The 18,177-nt window shown below is 61.9% G+C and carries 14 protein-coding genes and 1 tRNA gene; all 15 read left to right on the top strand.

The window, feature by feature from the left end:
* Window positions 1–13 precede the first annotated feature (13 nt).
* Entirely contained in the window at window positions 14–1,339 is a 1,326-nt protein-coding gene (nuoF, locus tag ISP15_RS02195) for an NADH-quinone oxidoreductase subunit NuoF (RefSeq protein ID WP_404544600.1), read from the top strand.
* Window positions 1,336–3,663 (top strand): NADH-quinone oxidoreductase subunit NuoG, encoded by a 2,328-nt coding sequence (gene nuoG / locus ISP15_RS02190; RefSeq protein WP_404544598.1) that lies wholly within the window; start codon window positions 1,336–1,338, stop codon window positions 3,661–3,663. The genes nuoF and nuoG overlap by 4 nt, the downstream gene beginning before the upstream one ends.
* A gap of 3 nt (window positions 3,664–3,666) precedes the next feature.
* Window positions 3,667–4,695 carry an NADH-quinone oxidoreductase subunit NuoH gene (gene nuoH, locus ISP15_RS02185; protein ID WP_404544595.1) on the top strand — a complete coding sequence of 343 codons (1,029 nt, stop codon included), beginning with the start codon at window positions 3,667–3,669 and terminating at the stop codon, window positions 4,693–4,695.
* An 8-nt stretch (window positions 4,696–4,703) separates the two neighbouring features.
* Entirely contained in the window at window positions 4,704–5,195 is a 492-nt protein-coding gene (nuoI, locus tag ISP15_RS02180) for an NADH-quinone oxidoreductase subunit NuoI (RefSeq protein WP_404544593.1), read from the top strand.
* An 11-nt stretch (window positions 5,196–5,206) separates the two neighbouring features.
* Window positions 5,207–5,860 carry an NADH-quinone oxidoreductase subunit J gene (locus ISP15_RS02175; RefSeq protein ID WP_404544591.1) on the top strand — a complete coding sequence of 218 codons (654 nt, stop codon included), beginning with the start codon at window positions 5,207–5,209 and terminating at the stop codon, window positions 5,858–5,860.
* The gene (gene nuoK / locus ISP15_RS02170) at window positions 5,857–6,162 is read left to right on the top strand and encodes an NADH-quinone oxidoreductase subunit NuoK (protein ID WP_126682804.1); all 306 of its coding nucleotides are present in this window, start codon (window positions 5,857–5,859) and stop codon (window positions 6,160–6,162) included. Before ISP15_RS02175 ends, nuoK begins: the two co-directional genes overlap by 4 nt.
* A gap of 5 nt (window positions 6,163–6,167) precedes the next feature.
* Window positions 6,168–8,282 (top strand): NADH-quinone oxidoreductase subunit L, encoded by a 2,115-nt coding sequence (gene nuoL / locus ISP15_RS02165; protein WP_404544588.1) that lies wholly within the window; start codon window positions 6,168–6,170, stop codon window positions 8,280–8,282.
* 15 nt (window positions 8,283–8,297) lie between these two features.
* Window positions 8,298–9,806: an NADH-quinone oxidoreductase subunit M gene (locus ISP15_RS02160; RefSeq protein ID WP_404544586.1), complete on the top strand. Its 1,509-nt coding sequence runs from the start codon at window positions 8,298–8,300 to the stop codon at window positions 9,804–9,806.
* 12 nt (window positions 9,807–9,818) lie between these two features.
* On the top strand, window positions 9,819–11,258 hold the full coding sequence (gene nuoN / locus ISP15_RS02155) for an NADH-quinone oxidoreductase subunit NuoN (RefSeq protein ID WP_404544583.1): 1,440 nt from the start codon (window positions 9,819–9,821) through the stop codon (window positions 11,256–11,258).
* 89 nt (window positions 11,259–11,347) lie between these two features.
* Window positions 11,348–11,424, top strand: a tRNA-Met gene (locus ISP15_RS02150).
* Window positions 11,425–11,610: 186 nt separating this feature from the next.
* The gene (locus ISP15_RS02145) at window positions 11,611–12,123 is read left to right on the top strand and encodes a ribosome maturation factor RimP (RefSeq protein ID WP_404544580.1); all 513 of its coding nucleotides are present in this window, start codon (window positions 11,611–11,613) and stop codon (window positions 12,121–12,123) included.
* 59 nt (window positions 12,124–12,182) lie between these two features.
* A complete protein-coding gene (nusA, locus tag ISP15_RS02140) occupies window positions 12,183–13,688 on the top strand; it encodes a transcription termination factor NusA (protein WP_404544578.1) in 1,506 nt (501 codons plus the stop codon).
* A 124-nt stretch (window positions 13,689–13,812) separates the two neighbouring features.
* Window positions 13,813–16,593 (top strand): translation initiation factor IF-2, encoded by a 2,781-nt coding sequence (gene infB, locus ISP15_RS02135; protein WP_404544575.1) that lies wholly within the window; start codon window positions 13,813–13,815, stop codon window positions 16,591–16,593.
* A gap of 159 nt (window positions 16,594–16,752) precedes the next feature.
* Window positions 16,753–17,112: a 30S ribosome-binding factor RbfA gene (gene rbfA / locus ISP15_RS02130; RefSeq protein ID WP_404544572.1), complete on the top strand. Its 360-nt coding sequence runs from the start codon at window positions 16,753–16,755 to the stop codon at window positions 17,110–17,112.
* 63 nt (window positions 17,113–17,175) lie between these two features.
* Complete coding sequence (truB, locus tag ISP15_RS02125; protein ID WP_404544570.1) at window positions 17,176–18,138, top strand: tRNA pseudouridine(55) synthase TruB; 963 nt, start codon at window positions 17,176–17,178, stop codon at window positions 18,136–18,138.
* Window positions 18,139–18,177: the final 39 nt, after the last annotated feature.

The following is an 18,177-nucleotide window of genomic DNA, read 5'->3' as shown; positions in this document are numbered from 1 at the left end:
AGGGCAGGGAACCATGGCAGTCGGACCCGCACCCCAGGAACACCAGGTCGTCTACACCACCTTGCATTTCGACAAGCCGTGGGCAATGGACAATTACCTGCAGGTCGACGGTTACCAGGCATGGAAAAAAATCCTTGCCGAAAAACCCGATCCCAATGCGTTGATCGAAGAAGTAAAGAAGAGCAGCTTGCGTGGCCGCGGTGGCGCGGGCTTTCCAACCGGCCTGAAGTGGTCCTTCATGCCGAAGGGCTCCATGCAGAAGTACATCCTGTGCAACTCCGACGAGTCGGAGCCCGGCACGGCAAAGGATCGCGATATCCTGCGCTACAACCCGCATTCGGTGATCGAGGGCTTGGCGATCGCCTGCTATTGCACTGGTTCGACGGTCGCCTACAACTACTTGCGCGGCGAATTCCATCATGAGCCCTTCGAACATTTCGAAGAGGCGCTGAAGGAAGCCTATGCGGCCGGCTTGCTGGGCAAGGACATCCAGGGCAGCGGCATCGACGTGGACATCCACACCGCGCTTGGCGCCGGTGCCTATATCTGCGGCGAAGAAACCGCATTGATGGAATCGCTGGAAGGCAAGAAAGGCCAGCCGCGTTTCAAGCCGCCGTTCCCGGCCAACTTCGGCCTGTATGGCAAGCCGACCACGATCAACAACACCGAAACCTATGCTTCGGTGCCGGCGATCCTGCGCAACGGCGCGGACTGGTTCCTCAACCTCGGCAAGCCGAACAATGGCGGTCCGAAGATTTTCTCGGTGTCGGGCCACGTCAACAATCCGGGCAATTTCGAGATTCGCCTGGGCACGTCATTTGGCGATCTGCTGGACATGGCCGGCGGCGTGCGCAACGGCAACAAGCTGAAGGCGGTGATTCCCGGAGGCTCGTCGATGAAGGTGCTGCCCGCCGACGTCATGATGGAATGCACCATGGACTACGACAGCCTGCAGAAGGCCGGTTCGGGCCTGGGCTCCGGGGCCGTGATCGTGATGGACGACACCACCTGCATGGTGAAAGCCTGCCATCGCATCGCACGTTTCTACTTCAAGGAATCCTGTGGCCAGTGCACGCCTTGCCGCGAAGGCACCGGCTGGATGTACCGCGTGTTGACGCGCATCGTCGAAGGCAAGGGCACCCAGGATGATCTGCATCGCCTGAAAGCCGTTGCCGGCCAGATCGAGGGTCATACCATCTGCGCATTCGGTGAAGCCGCTGCGTGGCCGGTGCAAGGCTTCCTCGCCCGTTTCTGGGATGAATTCGAATACTACGTGCAGCACGGCCGGTCGATGACCGAAGACCGGCTCGCCGAAACACGCCGTGGAGTTGCTGCATGAGTGCGCAGCCAGCCAATACCGCGCCTGACGTCGTCAATATCGAGATCGATGGCAAGCCTACGCAGATCCGCAAGGGCGCGATGATCATCGAGGCGGCCGACAATATCGGCATTGCCATCCCGCGCTTCTGCTATCACCGCAAGCTGCCGATCGCCGCCAACTGCCGCATGTGCCTGGTGGACGTGGAAATGGGCGGCCGGCCGATGCCCAAGCCGCAGCCGGCTTGCGCCACGCCGGTGGCCGATGGCATGAAAGTCACCACGCGCTCCGAGAAAGCGTTGAAATTCCAGCGCGACGTGATGGAGTTCCTGCTGATCAACCATCCGCTCGATTGCCCGATCTGCGACCAGGGCGGCGAGTGCGAACTGCAGGATGTGGCGCTGGGCTACGGCCGCAGCGTGTCGCGCTATGTCGAACGCAAGCGCACCATCGCCGACGAAAACCTCGGCTCGCTGGTTGCCACCGAAATGACGCGCTGCATCCAGTGCACGCGCTGCGTGCGCTTCACCAGCGAGATCGCCGGCACCTACGAGCTCGGCGGCATGAGCCGTGGCGAGAACCTGCAGATCGGCACCTACATCGGCAAGACGCTGGAGACGGAGCTGTCGGGCAACATCATCGACGTATGCCCGGTCGGTGCGCTGACCAACAAGCCGTTCCAGTTCAAGGCGCGCGCATGGGAACTGATCGCCAAGCCGTCGGTCGCCTATCACGATGCGCTGGGCTCCAACCTGTGGTTGCATACCCGTCGCGGCGAAGTGTTGCGCACGGTGCCACGCGATAACGAAGCCATCAACGAATGCTGGCTGTCGGATCGCGACCGCTATAGCCATGAAGGCCTGTATGCCGCCGACCGCGTGCATGCGCCTGAAGTAAAGCGTAATGGTCAGTGGCAGAAGACCACCTGGGACGATGCGCTCGCCGTCGCTGCCGAAGCCTTGAAGAGTGTGCCGGGCGATGCGCTCGGCGTGCTGGTCCACCCGGCAACCACCAATGAGGAAGGCGACCTGCTGATGCGCCTGGCGCAGGGGCTCGGAAGCGCGCACGTCGACCATCGCCTGCGCCAGCTGGATTTTGCCGATGGCGTCGTTGCGCAGGCGTTCGGCATGCCAGTGAGCGAAGTGGACAAGGCCAAGGCGGTGCTGCTGGTCGGTTCGGACCTGCGCTACGAAATGCCGTTGCTCAATCATCGCGTCCATCAGGCGGTGAAGAAGGGCGCCAAGGTCTATGCCGTCAATCCGGCCGAATTCCATTTCAACTACAAGATCGAAGGCGAGGCGGTCGTGCCGCCGCACTACCTGGTTGATTCCTTGCTGGTGCTCGCCAAGACGGCGATCGAGGCAGGCGCCACGCGACCGGAGTTCATCCGTGAGGAGGCGCTCGCCAACCTGCAGGTGACCGACAAGTCGCGCGAAGCCGTCGATGCATTGAAGTCCGGACAGTCGGTCGTGATCCTCGGTGAAGCAGCGGTGACGCATCCGCAGGCCTCGTGGCTGCGTGCGATTGCGCGCTTCATCGCCCAGGCTGCTGGAGCGGCGTACAACGAACTGCCGACCGGCGCCAATGCGGTGGGTCTTGCCAAGGTTGGCGTGCTTCCGGGCCAGAGTGGCTTGAACGCACAGGCCATGCTGACCCAGCCGCGCAAGGCATACGTGCTCTATGGGCTGGAGTTGCCACACGATTTTGCCGACGGCACGGTGGTTACGCAGGCCTTGAACGGTGCGCAGCAGGTCATTGCCTTTAGCGCGTTTGCCGGTCCGGCGCTGCGCGAGGTAGCCCATGTGCTCCTGCCGATCGGTTTGCTGCCGGAAATCGAAGGCACGCTGGTGAACGCCGACGGCCATGCGCAGCGCGTGGAAGCGGGCGCCAAGGCGCCGGCCGAAGCGCGTGCAGGCTGGAGGGTGTTGCGTGCGCTGGGTGGGCTGATGAAAGTCCCCGGTTTCGAGTTCGATGACATGGCCGGTCTGCGTGATGGCATCGTCGAGCGCACGTCGGCAACCTCGCAGCAACTGATCGAGCGCAAGCCCACGCAAGGCTTGAGCCGGCTCGCCACCTGGCCGATCTATCGCAGCGATGCCGTACTGCGTCGCGCTGGCGCCTTGCAGGCCCACCCGCTCAATCGTGCACCGGCCGTGCGCGTGAACGCGGCCGAGGCGCAGCGGCAGGGCCTGGCTATTGGCGACCAGGTCAGGCTCGCGAATGTTGTGCTGCCGCTGGCCATTGATGCCACGGTGCCGGATGGCGCCGTATGGATCGAAGCCGCCCACGATCAGACCGCGATGCTGCCGCCTTACGGCGCGGCCATCACCTTGAGCAAGGCGTAACTCATGGCCGAACAGATCCTCAACCAGCTCGTCTGGCCCATCATCTATACCCTTTGCGTGATCCTGCCGCTGGTTATCGCGGTGGCGATGTACGTGTATTGGGAACGCAAGATCATCGGCTGGATGCATGTACGCATGGGGCCGAACAAGATCGGTCCGCTTGGTTTGCTGCAGGCCTTTGCCGACGTAGTCAAGCTGTTGGTCAAGGAAGTGATCCTTCCGACCAATGCGAACAGGTTCCTGTACTACCTTGCACCGATGATCACGTTGGTGCCGGCGCTGGCCGCCTGGGCGGTGATTCCGTTCAGCGACAAACTGGTGCTTTCCAACGCCAACGCCGGCCTGCTTTACCTGCTGGCGATGACCTCGCTGGGCGTGTACGGCATCATCCTGGCTGGCTGGGCTTCGAACTCGCGTTACGCACTGCTCGGCGCGATGCGTTCGGCGGCCCAGGTGATCTCCTACGAACTGGCCATGGGCCTGTGCCTGGTGTGCGTGCTGGTGCTCGCCGGAAGCCTGAATCTCACCGACATCGTGCACGCGCAGGCAGGCGGCAAGGGCCTGTTCGACTGGTTCTGGTTGCCGCTGCTGCCGGTCTTTGTCGTGTATTTCGTCTCGGGCGTGGCGGAAACCAACCGCGCCCCGTTCGACGTGGCGGAAGGCGAATCGGAAATCGTCGCCGGCTTCCACGTCGAGTATTCCGGTTCGGCCTTCGCGCTGTTCTTCCTGGCCGAATACGCCAACATGATCCTGGTCAGCTTCCTGGCCTCGGTGCTGTTCTGGGGCGGCTGGCTGAGTCCGTTCCCGGCCAGCGTGCCGGTGCTCGGGCACGCCAGCATCCTGTGGCTGTTTGCCAAGGTATTTGTGTTCGCCAACCTGTTCCTGTGGTTCCGTGCCACCTTCCCACGCTACCGCTATGACCAGATCATGCGGCTGGGCTGGAAGGTGTTCATTCCCATCGCCATCGTTTGGGTTCTCGTAGCCGGCTGCATGAAGTACTACGGCCTGGTTCACATCGGCACGGGGGGCTAAAGAAAGCCATGTCTCGCGTTACCAATTATTTCAAGAGCCTGCTGCTCATCGAGTTGCTCAAGGGTATGGCGTTGACGTTTCGGTACTTGTTCGCACCGAAATACACGATGCGTTATCCGATGGAGCACATCCCCAAATCCAACCGCTTCCGCGGCCTGCATGCATTGCGCCGTTATGCCAACGGCGAAGAGCGCTGCATCGCGTGCAAGCTGTGCGAAGCGGTATGTCCGGCACTGGCGATTACCATCGACTCCGCGCCGCGCGCCAGCGATGGGCAGCGCCGTACCACCCGCTACGACATCGATTTGTTCAAGTGCATTTATTGCGGCTTCTGCGAGGAGAGCTGCCCGGTCGATTCCATTGTCGAAACGCATGTGCACGAGTATCACTTCGAACATCGCGGTGAAAACGTGGTGACCAAGCCGCAACTGCTGGCCATCGGCGACCGCTTCGAGGCGGACATCGCGGCCGCTCGCGCGCAAGACGCGGCCTATCGCTGAGGACACTACCGATGATCGATCCGTCCTTGTTTCAACTTGTCTGTTTTTATGCCTTCGCCGCGGTTACCGTCGCGGCGGCGCTCGCGGTGGTCACCCTGCGCAACTCGGTGCATGCCGTTTTGGCATTGGTGCTTACGTTCTTCAGCACCGCCTGCATCTGGATGCTGGCCGAGGCCGAGTTCCTGGCCATCGCCCTGATCGTTGTCTACGTCGGCGCGGTGATGGTGCTGTTCCTGTTCGTGGTGATGATGCTGGACATCGACCAGGAAAAGCTGCGCGAAGGCTTCGTGAAGTTTCTTCCGGTCGGCTTGGTCGTGGCCGTGGTGATGCTGCTGGAAATGCTGGGCCTGATCGGCGTGCGCCTGATGCATGCGCAGACCATGGGCGAAAATCCCGCTACGGCTGCGGGCCTGTCCAACACGGCGTGGCTGGGCATGGCGCTGTACACGCAGTACCTGCTGCCGTTCGAAATCGCTGCGCTGATTCTTACCGTGGGCGTGATCGCTGCCGTGGCGCTTACCTTGCGCCAGCGCACCGGCGTGCGTCACCAGCAGGCGAGCGAACAGGTCGCAGTAAACGCGCGCGACCGCGTGCGCATCGTGAAGATGGCGGCGGAGCGCCCGGTCGATAGCCAGCCCGCGACGACCCAGGAGCCCAAGCCATGATTACGCTTTCGCATTACATCGTGCTGGGCGCGATCCTGTTCTGCATCTCGGTCGCAGGTCTGTTCATCAACCGCAAGAACGTGATCGTGCTGCTGATGGCGATCGAGCTGATGCTGCTCGCGGTCAACATCAATTTCGTAGCCTTCTCGCGCTTCAGCCATGACGTGGCGGGGCAGGTCTTCGTCTTCTTCATTCTCACTGTGGCTGCCGCGGAATCCGCGATCGGCCTGGCGATCCTGGTCTTGCTGTTCCGCAATCGCAGCACGGTCAACGTCGCCGAAATCGACAGCATGAAGGGCTGAGCACCATGGAACTTTCCTCCTCCATTCTGTTGACCGTCGCGCTGGCGCCGCTTGTCGGCTGTCTGCTCGCAGGCTTTCTCGGCAGGCAGATCGGGCGTGTCGGGGCACATAGCGTCACCATCCTCGGCCTGCTCGTCTCCTGCGGTCTTTCGTTCTACGTGCTGTACCAGATCAGCATGGGCGGTGCACCGGTCTACAACCACAACCTCTATACGTGGTTCGAGATTGGCAAGTACACGGCCAGCGTGGGCTTCCTGATTGACCGCCTCACCGCGATGATGATGGTGGTGGTGACATTCGTGTCGCTGCTGGTGCATGTGTACACCATCGGCTACATGGCCGACGACCCGGGTTACCAGCGCTTCTTCAGTTACATCTCGCTGTTCACCTTCTCGATGTTGATGCTGGTGATGAGCAACAACTTCCTGCAGCTATTCTTCGGCTGGGAGGCGGTGGGCCTGGTGTCGTACCTGCTGATCGGATTCTGGTTCAAGCGTCCGACCGCGATCTTCGCCAACCTCAAGGCATTTCTGGTCAATCGTGTCGGCGATTTCGGCTTCCTGCTCGGTATTGCGGCCATCCTGTATTTCCTGGGCACGCTGGATTACTCGACGGCGTTCTCGACCGCGCCAACCCTGGTCGGCAAGACGCTGACGCTGTCGCAGAACATCCATTGGGATGCCGCGACGGTGATCTGCATCCTGTTGTTCATCGGCGCGATGGGCAAGTCGGCACAGGTGCCCCTGCATGTGTGGTTGCCCGATTCGATGGAAGGCCCGACGCCGATCTCCGCGCTGATCCATGCGGCAACGATGGTGACCGCCGGCATCTTCATGGTGGCGCGCATGTCACCGCTATATGAACTGTCCAGCACCGCACTGAGTTTCGTGCTGGTGATCGGGGCGACCGGCGCGCTCTTTACCGGCCTGATCGGCATCGTGCAGAACGATATCAAGCGGGTAGTGGCTTACTCGACGCTGTCGCAGCTCGGCTATATGACCGTCGCGCTGGGTGTATCGGCCTATGCCGGCGCCGTGTTCCACCTGATGACGCACGCCTTCTTCAAGGCGCTGCTGTTCCTCGGTGCGGGTTCGGTCATCATCGCCATGCACCATGAGCAGGACATGCGCTACATGGGCGGCCTGCGCAAGTACATGCCGATCACCTGGATCACCATGTGGATTGGCTCGCTGGCACTGTGCGGCGTGCCGTTCTTCTCTGGCTACTACTCCAAGGACGCGATCATCGAGGCGGTGCATGACTCGCACCGCTGGGGTTCGGGCTATGCGTACTTCTGCGTGCTGGCCGGTGCCTTCGTCACGGCGACCTATACGTTCCGCCAGATGTATCTCACTTTCCACGGCAAGGAACGCTTCCGGGTCGAGCACCACCATGGGCACGGCCATGACCAGGCCAAGGATGAGCATGCGCACCATCATCCGGAACACGCAGACGTCAGTGGCCCGCACGCACATGCCATGACGGACGATCCGGCCAAGCATGGTGGCCACGGTGGCCATGAGCCAGGCGTGCTGGAACACGCGCCGAAGGAGTCGCCGTGGGTGGTGACGCTGCCGCTGATCCTGCTGGCCATTCCGTCGCTGCTGGTGGGCGCCGTCACCGTAAGGCCGTTGCTCTACGGCAGCTGGTTTGGAGGTGCCATCCGTGTGGATGAGGCGAACAATGTGCTGGGCGAAATGGCACGGGAGTTCCAGGGTTGGTTGTCGACAGGCATGATCGGCTTCACCCAGCTGCCGTTTTTCCTGGTGCTGTCGGCTTTCGTCATTACCACTTACATCTACCTGTTCAACCCGGCGATGGCAGGCAAGATCAAGTCCGCGCTGAAGCCGCTGTGGATTGTCCTCGATCATAAATACTGGATCGACGATATCTACTTCGCGGTCTTTGCGCGGGGCGGCGTCAAGCTGGGGCGCATGTTCTGGAAGGGCGGCGATGCTGCCGTGATCGACGGTGTCCTGATCGACGGTTCGGCGGGTATGGTCCAGCGTATTGCCTCGGGCGTGCGCCGTATCCAGTCCGGTTATCTGTACCACTACGCCTTTGCGATGATCCTCGGCCTGATCCTGCTCATGGGCGGGTATTGGCTGGTCGGGCAATAAGGGAAGCGAGCTCCAATGTTCAATCATCTGCTCAGCCTGTTGATCTGGCTGCCCATCGCAGGCGCGGTGCCTGTCCTGCTGGCCGGTTCCAGCCGTCCCAACACGGCTCGCTGGCTTGCCCTGCTGATGGCGATACTTACCTTTGCCGTCAGCCTGTTCCTCATACCGCAATACCACCCGGATGCGGCCGGCATGCAGCTGGTCGAAAGCCATCTGTGGATCGCGTCGCTCAATGTCCACTACGGCCTCGGCGTGGACGGTATCTCGGTGGCGCTGATCCTGCTGACTACCTTCGTGGGCATCCTGGTGATCATCGGGGCCTGGGAAGTGATCCAGGACAATCCGCACCAGTACATGGCCGCCATGCTGGTGCTGGAGGGCCTGATGATCGGCGTGTTCTGCGCCACCGATGCCTTGCTGTTCTACGTGTTCTTCGAGGCCATGCTGATACCGATGTTCATCCTCATCGGTATCTGGGGCGGACCGCGCCGCGTTTACGCCACGCTGAAGTTCTTCATCTATACCTTCCTCGGCTCGATCTTCATGCTGATCGGCCTGATCTACCTGTACCTGAAGGCGGGCACGTTCGACCTGCATACGCTGGCGTCGCTGCCGCTGACGATGACCGAGCAGAGCTGGCTGTTTTTCGCCTTCCTGATTGCCTTCGCGGTGAAGGTGCCGATGGTGCCGGTGCATACCTGGCTGCCGGATGCCCACGTGGAGGCGCCGACCGGCGGCTCGGTCGTGCTGGCCGCAGTGATGCTGAAGATCGGCGGGTACGGTTTCCTGCGTTTCAGCCTGCCGATCGTGCCGGATGCATCGATGCATTTCGCCTGGCTGGTCATCCTGCTCAGCCTGGTCGCGGTGGTCTACATCGGCTATGTGGCGCTGGTGCAGGAGGACATGAAAAAGCTGGTGGCTTACTCATCCGTCGCGCACATGGGTTTCGTGACACTGGGTATTTTCATTGCCTTCATGCTGGTGCGCGAGCAGGGCAACACCGATGCCGCGCGCCTGGGCATGCAGGGCGCGATGGTGCAGATGATCTCGCACGGCTTCGTTTCCGGTGCGATGTTCTCATGCATCGGCGTACTGTATGACCGCCTGCATACCCGCCTGATCAAGGATTACGGCGGCGTAATCAACGTGATGCCATGGTTCGGCTTCTTCTATGTGCTGTTCGCGATGGCCAATTGCGGCTTGCCCGGCACCAGCGGCTTCGTCGGCGAGTTCATGGTGATCCTGGCCAGCTTCAGCGCCAATCCGTGGATCGCGCTGGTTGCCGCGTTCACCTTGATCATCGGCGCCGCCTACACGTTGTGGCTGGTCAAGCGAGTGCTGTGGGGCGAGGTGACCAATCCGCACGTTGCGGAAATGAAGGACATCAACGGGCGCGAAACGTTTGTGCTGGCCGCCTTCGCTGCACTGGTGCTGATCATCGGCATCTGGCCCGAGCCGTTGACCCATCTGATGGACAGCTCCGTGAATCAGCTGGTCCACGTGCTCGCCATCCACAAGGTCTGATCGAGAGCGACCATGCCGACTTTGAACGACATCCTGATCCTGCTGCCAGAGTTTTACCTGGTCGCGGCGGCGTGCCTGCTTTTGCTGCTGGACGCTTTCATGAAGCCGACCCAGCGCGGAATTCTGCACTGGCTTTCCATCGCGGTCCTGCTCGTGGCCATCTATTTGGTGGTATCCGGACAGCCCAATGGCGCCGTGACGGCCTTCCATGGCATGTTTATCCGCGACGGCGTAGCCGAGATCCTGAAGGTCTTCGCCTTGCTGTCCACGATCCTGGTCTTCATCTATGGCCGGCCCTATCTGATGGACCGCAAGTTGTTTCAGGGCGAGTTCTACACCCTGATGATCTTCGCGGTACTGGGCGTGATGCTGCTGGTTTCGGCCGGCAATCTGGTCATGATCTACCTGGGCCTGGAGCTGCTGACGCTTTCGTCCTACGCACTGGTCGCATTGAATCGCGATTCGGCGCTGTCTTCGGAAGCGGCCATCAAATACTTCGTGCTGGGAGCGCTGTCGTCGGGGATGCTGCTGTACGGCATGTCGATGGTCTACGGCGCCACCGGTACGCTGGACCTGGTCCACTTGCATGATCTGGCGCCGCATAGCTTGATGCCGCACCTGCTGGTGTTCGGCCTGATCTTCATGGTCATCGGCGTGGCGTTCAAGCTTGGCGCGGCGCCGTTCCATATGTGGATCCCTGACGTCTACCAGGGGGCGCCTACGGCAGTCACCGCGTTCATCGGCTCGGCGTCCAAACTTGCCGCTTTTGGTATGGCATTCCGCCTGCTTGCCACTGGCATGGGAGATTTCTCCCAGCATTGGCAGCTCATGCTGGCGGCGATCGCAGTGTTGTCGCTGGCGATCGGCAACCTGGTTGCCATCGTGCAGACGAACATCAAGCGCCTGCTTGCCTACTCGACCATTTCCCACATGGGCTATCTGCTGCTGGGCCTGGTCAATGCGGGGCCGGAAGGCTATTCGGCCGCCATGTTCTACGCGATCAGCTACGCGCTGATGTCGACCGCCGCCTTCGGCGTGATTCTTGCGCTGAGCCGCGCCGGTTTCGAGTGCGAGGAAATCGAAGACTTCAAGGGCCTCAACCAACGTTCGCCGTGGATGGCGTTCCTGATGATGCTGTGCATGTTCTCGCTGGCAGGCGTGCCGCCGCTGTTCGGCTTCTTCGCCAAATTGCTGGTGCTGCAGGCAGCCGTTCATGCCGGCATGATGTGGCTGGCGATTGTCGGTGCCGTATTCGCCATCATTGGCCTGTACTACTACCTGCGCGTGGTGAAGGTGATGTACTTCGACAAGCCGGTGGCTGGTACCGAAGTGCGTGTTCAACCCGACTTCACGCTACGCATCGCTTTGTCATTGAATGCATTGGCGTTGCTCGCGCTGGGCCTGTATTGGGGGCCGCTGCTTGGCTGGTGCAAGCAGGCATTCGTAGGTTGAGAGGCGTAATTCGCTTACGCAAAACAGGAAAAAGATCGATTTCAGGCTTGCAAGAATTCGGCCATATCGCTAGAATTCTCGGACTCTGATGCGGGGTGGAGCAGTCTGGCAGCTCGTCGGGCTCATAACCCGAAGGTCGCAGGTTCGAATCCTGCCCCCGCTACCAGATCTTTCTTGGACAAGAAAGCCTCCTCGCGAGGCTTTTTTGTTGGGCGCAAGGATGCGTTGCGCCATATCGGGCCATAATTGGCCGGTGGCTGCGAGGAAAGAGCCTGGAAGAGTTGGGACATCGGCGAGATAAGGGAATGGGCCGCTTGAGCCCATTTTTTGTTTCTGGCGACGGTAGACGAGAATGGACACGCAAGCGCTTGCACAACGCTTCACCGAGGTTTTGACAGATCTGCAGTTGGAATGCATCGGTGTGGAATTCAGCCCTTCGCAGGGGCAAAGTACCTTGCGCGTCTATCTGGACGCGGAGGGCCGGGAGGTCAACCTGGACGACTGCGAGGCTGCCAGCCGCGAGCTTTCGGCCTTGCTGGATGTTGAAGACCCGATCCCTGGTCATTACTTGCTGGAAGTGTCTTCGCCAGGGATCGACCGACCATTGTTCACGGCGGAGCAGTTCGCCAAGGTGGCCGGGCAGGAAGTAAAGGTGCTGCTCAAGGCGCCGCTTGATGGTCGTCGGCGTTTGCGCGGCAGGGTAGTGTCGGTGGAAGGCAGCCAGATTGCGCTGGAAGCCGAAGGCAAGACATTTCAATTCGGGCATGACGCAGTGGAAAGCGCGCGTATCGTGCCGGACTGGGCGGCGCTCGGTTATGTGCCGCAGCCCAAGCCCGGTGGTCGCAAGCCGAGCAAGAAAAAATAGAGTATTGGACTGGTCAATCTGTCGATGGAGCGCCGAGCGGCGTTCACGGAGTGGTTGCAATGAGCAAAGAGCTTTTGCTGGTGGTTGATGCGGTAGCCAACGAAAAAGGCGTATCGCGGGATGTGATCTTCCTGGCGATGGAAGCCGCGCTGGCGTCGGCCGCGAAAAAGCGTTATCCGGATGAGGATCCGGACATCCGCGTCACCATCGACCGCACCTCGGGCGATTACGAGACCTTCCGCCGCTGGGAAGTGATCGCAGACGACGGTGAGATGGAGTCGCCCTTTCGCCAGCTGCGCCTCATGGACGCCACCGACGAACGCGCGGACGCCGCCATCGGCGAATTCATCGAGCAACAGATCGAAAACGCCGAATTCGGCCGCATCGCCGCGCAGGCCGCCAAGCAGGTCATCGTGCAGCGCGTGCGCGAGGCCGAGCGCCAGCAGGTCGTGGATGCTTTCAAGGATCGTGTCGGCGAGCTGGTTACCGGCATCGTCAAGCGCGTCGAACGCGGCAACGTCTACCTCGATCTGGGCAGCAATGCCGAAGCGTTCATCCCGCGCGACAAGACGATTCCGCGCGAATCGCATCGCGTCGGCGATCGCGTGCGCGGCTATCTGCAGGAAGTGCGCTCGGAAGTGCGTGGTCCGCAGTTGTTCGTGTCGCGCGCCGCACCGGAATTCATGATCGAACTGTTCAAGCTCGAAGTGCCGGAAGTGGGCCAGGGCCTGGTCGAGATCAAGGGCTGTGCACGCGATCCGGGCGACCGCGCCAAGATCGCGGTAGTGGCGCACGACCATCGCACCGATCCGATCGGCGCCTGCATCGGCATGCGCGGATCGCGCGTGCAGGCAGTATCGAACGAGCTCAACGGCGAGCGCGTGGACATCATCCTGTGGCACGAAAACCAGGCCCAGTACGTCATCAATGCCATGGCGCCGGCCGAGGTGCAGTCCATCATCATGGATGAGGACAAGCATTCGATGGATATTGCGGTGGCCGAGGACAAGCTTTCGCAAGCCATCGGCCGCGGCGGCCAGAACGTGCGCCTGGCCAGCAAGCTCACCGGCTGGCAGCTCAACGTGATGACCCAGGACCAGGTCGCCGCCAAGAGCGAGGCCGAACAGGAAGCTGCGCGCCAGCTGTTCATGGACAAGCTGGAAGTGGATCAGGAAATCGCCAATATCCTCGTGCAGGAAGGATTTTCCAGTGTCGAGGAAATCGCCTACGTGCCGAGCGCCGAATTGCTGGCCATCGAAGGCTTCGACGAAGACATCGTCGAAGAGCTTCGCGCCCGTGCCCGCGATTCGTTGCTGACCGAAGCGCTGGCGGTCGAGGAAAACATCGATGGGCAGCAACCATCGCAGGAGTTGCTGGAACTGGAAAGCATGGATGAACCGACGGCTTACGCGCTCGCTGAGCGCGGCGTCGTCACGGTGGATGATCTGGCCGACCTCGCGGTCGACGACCTGATCGACATCGAGGGCATGGATGAAGAGCGTGCCGCGGCACTCATCATGGCGGCTCGTGCGCCGATGATTGCCCGGCTGGAGAAAGGCGGCTAACCGCGGGCGGCCGCGTCCCGGATGGGCGCGCCGGGAGGCCGATGGGTCTCCACCAGGGACGGAGGTGACCGTGCAAAACATTTTGTACGGACGATAAGCGCGGGAACGGCGGAGAAAGAACACGATGTCGGATGTCACGATCAAACAATTAGCCCAGGTGCTGGGCATGCCGGTCGACAAGCTGCTCACCCAGCTTGGCGAAGCGGGCATGAAATTCTCCGATCCGGAGCAGGTCATCAGCAGCACCGAAAAGGTGAAGCTGCTCGGCTTTTTGCGCCGTACCCATGGCAAGGCCGATGTGGCCGTCGAAGCGGAAGATTCATCGCCCCGGCAGATCACCCTCAAGCGCCGCAAGATCAGCGAGCTGAAGGTTGCCACGCCCGGTGGACGCGGCACGCCCAGCAGCGCCAAGACCGTCAACGTGGAAGTGCGCGCCAAGCGTACCTACGTCAAGCGCAGCGTGATTGCTGAAGAAGCGAGCGTAGAGCCCGAGCGCGAGGATGCGCTGCGCAAGCTGCATGAATCGCAGCAGCAGCGCGAGCATGAAGAGAACGAGCGTGCCGACGTAGAGCGCCGGCGCCAGGAAGAAGCGTATCAACGCGCCGAGGAAGAAGCGCGGCAAGAAGCCGAGGCGGAACGCGCACGGCTCGAAGCAGAAGCCGCTGCAGAAGCGAGCGCGGTCGAGGAAGAGCCCGAAGTCGAGCAGGAAGAAGTCGTTTCCGCGCCGGCGCCCGAATCGGTCCAGCGGGAAGACAAGAACGCCGCGCCCGAGGCACCGGCTGTGCAGCGGATCGACCAGCATTCGCTGGGCATGATCCTGCCGCGCATCCATGAACCGCGTAAGCGTGAAAAGAAGCCCGTTGTCGTGCCCGCGCCGGCGCCCGCGCCAGCTCCTGCGGCGCCCGCTGCAGGCGCCGCCGCCGACAATCGTGGCGCCAAAGCGCGTCATGGCGGTCGTGACCGTGACGAGGCGCCAGGCGGCAAGCGTTTTGCTGCCGGTGAATTGCACTTGTCCGAGGCCGATCGCGCTCGCCGTTCCAACAAACGCGGCAAGCCTGGCAAGGGTTCCGTGCGCGAAGCGACGCGCGGCGGATCGCCGGCGGCGGGTGGTGCGCATGGCTTCTCCCGTCCGACCGCGCCGGTCGTGCGCGAAGTCGTCGTCGGCGATGCCAACGTAGTGGCCGATCTCGCGCAGAAGATGGCGGTCAAGGGTTCGGAAGTGGTCAAGGCGCTGTTCAAGATGGGCGTCATGGCAACCATCAACCAGACCATCGATCTCGATACCGCCGTGCTGGTGGTGGAAGAGCTTGGTCACAAGCCAGTGCAAGCCAGCGACCAGGGTGCCGAGGCGGCGCTGGCTGCGCACACGCAGAATGCGGAACTCGATGGCGAGCGCTCCACACGTCCACCCGTGGTCACCATCATGGGCCACGTCGACCACGGCAAGACTTCGCTGCTCGATTACATTCGCCGTACCAAGGTTGCATCCGGCGAAGCGGGCGGCATCACCCAGCATATCGGCGCGTACCACGTGGAAACGCCGAAGGGCGTCATCACGTTCCTCGATACACCCGGCCACGCGGCGTTTACTTCAATGCGTGCACGTGGCGCGCAGTCGACCGACATCGTGATTCTGGTGGTGGCGGCCGATGACGGCGTGATGCCGCAAACGCAGGAAGCCGTGCAGCATGCACGTGCCGCCAAGGTGCCGCTGATCGTCGCGGTCAACAAGATGGACAAGGCCGATGCCAATCCGGACAACGTCAAGCAAGGCCTGGCGAATCTGGAAGTGATCCCGGAGGACTGGGGCGGCGACACCATGTTCGTGCCGGTATCGGCCAAGACCGGCATGGGCATCGATGAACTGCTGGACGCCATTTCGGTGCAGGCCGAAGTGATGGAGTTGACGGCGGTCAAGGACGGTGCGGCATCGGGCGTGGTGATCGAATCCAGCCTGGACCGCGGCCGTGGTCCGGTGGCTACCGTGCTGGTGCAGCAAGGTACGCTCAAGCGCGGCGATTTCGTGGTGTGTGGGATCGAATACGGCCGCATGCGTGCGCTGGTCGATGAGACCGGCAAAACCGTGCAGGAAGCGGGTCCGTCGATTCCGGTCCAGGTGCTGGGCCTTTCGGGTGTGCCAGAAGCAGGCGATGACTTCGTTGCCGTCGCCGACGAGCGTCTGGCGCGCGAAGTGGCCGCCGAACGCCAGTTGAAGCGCCGCGAGACGCGCATGGTCAGCAAGGCCAACCGCCTTGAGGACATCATGGCGCAGATGGGCCAGGCATCCGAGCAGCAGACCCTCAACATTCTGGTCAAGGCGGACGTGCAGGGTTCGGTGCAGGCCTTGCGCGAATCGCTGAGCCAGATCGGCAACGAAAACGTAAAGGTGAATGTGATCGCCGCCGGCGTAGGCGGCATCACCGAGTCCGATGCCACGCTGGCGGCGGCGTCCAAGGCGCTGATCATCGGCTTCAACGTGCGCGCTGATGCGTCGGCGCGCAAGGTTATCGATACCGCGGGACTGGATGTCCGTTACTTCTCGATCATCTATGACGTGATCGATCAGGTGAAACAGGCGGCATCCGGCCTGCTCGGCGTGGAAGTGCGCGAGGAAATCATCGGTGTCGCCCAGGTACGCGACGTGTTCCGCAGCTCCAAGTTCGGCGCGGTTGCCGGCTGCATGGTGGTGGAAGGCACGGTCAAACGCAGCAAGCCGATCCGTGTGCTGCGCAACAACACCGTGATCTTCCAGGGCGAGCTGGAATCGTTGCGCCGCTTCAAGGAACTGGTCGACGAAGTACGCAACGGCATGGAGTGCGGTATCGCCGTGAAGCAATACAACGACGTGAAGGTGGGTGATCAAATCGAGTGCTTCGAGCGTATCGAGGTTGCCCGCACGCTGTAAAAAGCAGGGATATGGGATAAGTGGCGACAAAACGAACATCCCATCCCCCTGATGACTCAAGCCCGGGCATGTCGTGTCCGGGTTTTCACTTGACGTAATCTGGCGATCCGCGCTCCAGCTATTCGCCAGTTGTTCCTCGTTCCGGGGAAGGAGTTATCCATGCCCTCACGCGATTTCAAGCGAACCGACCGCGTCGGCGCCGAGCTTCGCCGCGAACTTGGCACCCTCGTCCATGCCGCCGTGCGCGACCACGGGCTGCCATCATGCAGCGTCTCGGATGTCGAGGTCACGCGCGACCTGGACTGGGCCACGGTGTGGGTCACGGCCCTGCTGCCGGAACAGTCGAGGGAGACGGTGAAGGCGCTCAATGAACTGGCCGTGGAATTCCGCCGCTCGCTTTCGCGTCAAATGCGGTTGCGCCGCGTGCCGGAACTGCGTTTCAAGTATGACGATTCGGTGGACAAGGGCGAGCGCATCGAGCATTTGTTGAGGAAGGATCGGGAAGTGGATGGCACGTAACAAAAGGCCTTCCCGCTCATCGCAGAACCATTCTCCGGTTACGATTCACACGTTATCCCGCCCATGAGCCGCCGCCGACATCGTCCCGGTGCCCGTGACCTGCACGGCATCTTGCTACTCGACAAGCCGCTGGGGGTAAGTTCGAACAAAGCCTTGCAGATGGCGCTGGCCATCCTGCGTGCTGCAAAAGGCGGCCATACCGGTGCCCTCGATCCGCTGGCTACCGGCCTGCTGCCGCTGTGCTTTGGCGAGGCGACCAAGATCGCTGGCAACCTGCTCGGGTCGCGCAAGGCTTACATCGCTGAATGTCGCCTTGGCGCAATCACCGCCACGGCGGACCGGGAGGGCGAAGTTATCGACCAGCGCCCGGTACCAGCGCTGGATGACGCCATGGTCGAGGCGGCATTGGCTCCGCTGCGAGGCCGCATCATCCAGGTGCCGCCGGTGTATTCGGCGTTGAAGCAGGATGGCGAGCCGCTATACCTGAGGGCCCGGCGAGGAGAGGCCGTTCAGGCTCCGCCCCGCGAAGTGCAGGTTGATCGGCTGGAACTGGTCTCCCGGACCGCCGATACGCTGATGCTCGAGGTGGAGTGTGGTTCAGGCACCTATATCCGCAGCCTGGCGGTCGATCTTGGCCAGAGCCTTGGCTGCGGAGCCCACCTGGCCTCGCTGCGTCGGCTATGGGTCGATCCTTTCCGCACGCCGGCCATGGTGACCCTGGATCAGCTGCGCGAGGCGGCGGAGCAGGGCGAACAGGTGCTGGATCAATGGGTCCTGCCTTTGTCAGCGGGGGTGTCGGACCTCCCCGCCCTGCATTTGGATGCAGCGGCCAGCCTGGCCGTCTCACAGGGGCGCCAGATCAGTTGGCCCGATGCTTTCCCGCGTGGCCGATCCGCCGCCTTTGCCGCGGATGGGCGCCTGTTGGCGCTGGTCGACTGCGATGTGCAGGGCCGGCTGCGTATCCTGCGCGGCTTTAACCTTCCGCCGCCTTCATGCGGGGAGGGGAAACGAAAAAGCCATGCTTAACATGGTCTTGTTGCAACGCGCTCGGGCTCGGTACAATAA

The organism is Dyella jejuensis, from assembly GCF_044904675.1.
GTDB lineage: Bacteria > Pseudomonadota > Gammaproteobacteria > Xanthomonadales > Rhodanobacteraceae > Dyella_B > Dyella_B jejuensis.
The sequence above is the reverse complement of the archived record's forward strand: the minus strand, read 5'-3'. Positions and strand labels throughout refer to the sequence as shown.

What these genes read in the sequence shown, in the direction of transcription:
- nuoF (WP_404544600.1), top strand. Translation starts at nt 14, where the DNA reads ATGGCAGTCGGACCCGCACCCCAGGAACACCAGGTCGTCTACACCACC.
- nuoG (WP_404544598.1), top strand. Translation starts at nt 1,336, where the DNA reads ATGAGTGCGCAGCCAGCCAATACCGCGCCTGACGTCGTCAATATCGAG.
- nuoH (WP_404544595.1), top strand. Translation starts at nt 3,667, where the DNA reads ATGGCCGAACAGATCCTCAACCAGCTCGTCTGGCCCATCATCTATACC.
- nuoI (WP_404544593.1), top strand. Translation starts at nt 4,704, where the DNA reads ATGTCTCGCGTTACCAATTATTTCAAGAGCCTGCTGCTCATCGAGTTG.
- ISP15_RS02175 (WP_404544591.1), top strand. Translation starts at nt 5,207, where the DNA reads ATGATCGATCCGTCCTTGTTTCAACTTGTCTGTTTTTATGCCTTCGCC.
- nuoK (WP_126682804.1), top strand. Translation starts at nt 5,857, where the DNA reads ATGATTACGCTTTCGCATTACATCGTGCTGGGCGCGATCCTGTTCTGC.
- nuoL (WP_404544588.1), top strand. Translation starts at nt 6,168, where the DNA reads ATGGAACTTTCCTCCTCCATTCTGTTGACCGTCGCGCTGGCGCCGCTT.
- ISP15_RS02160 (WP_404544586.1), top strand. Translation starts at nt 8,298, where the DNA reads ATGTTCAATCATCTGCTCAGCCTGTTGATCTGGCTGCCCATCGCAGGC.
- nuoN (WP_404544583.1), top strand. Translation starts at nt 9,819, where the DNA reads ATGCCGACTTTGAACGACATCCTGATCCTGCTGCCAGAGTTTTACCTG.
- ISP15_RS02145 (WP_404544580.1), top strand. Translation starts at nt 11,611, where the DNA reads ATGGACACGCAAGCGCTTGCACAACGCTTCACCGAGGTTTTGACAGAT.
- nusA (WP_404544578.1), top strand. Translation starts at nt 12,183, where the DNA reads ATGAGCAAAGAGCTTTTGCTGGTGGTTGATGCGGTAGCCAACGAAAAA.
- infB (WP_404544575.1), top strand. Translation starts at nt 13,813, where the DNA reads ATGTCGGATGTCACGATCAAACAATTAGCCCAGGTGCTGGGCATGCCG.
- rbfA (WP_404544572.1), top strand. Translation starts at nt 16,753, where the DNA reads ATGCCCTCACGCGATTTCAAGCGAACCGACCGCGTCGGCGCCGAGCTT.
- truB (WP_404544570.1), top strand. Translation starts at nt 17,176, where the DNA reads ATGAGCCGCCGCCGACATCGTCCCGGTGCCCGTGACCTGCACGGCATC.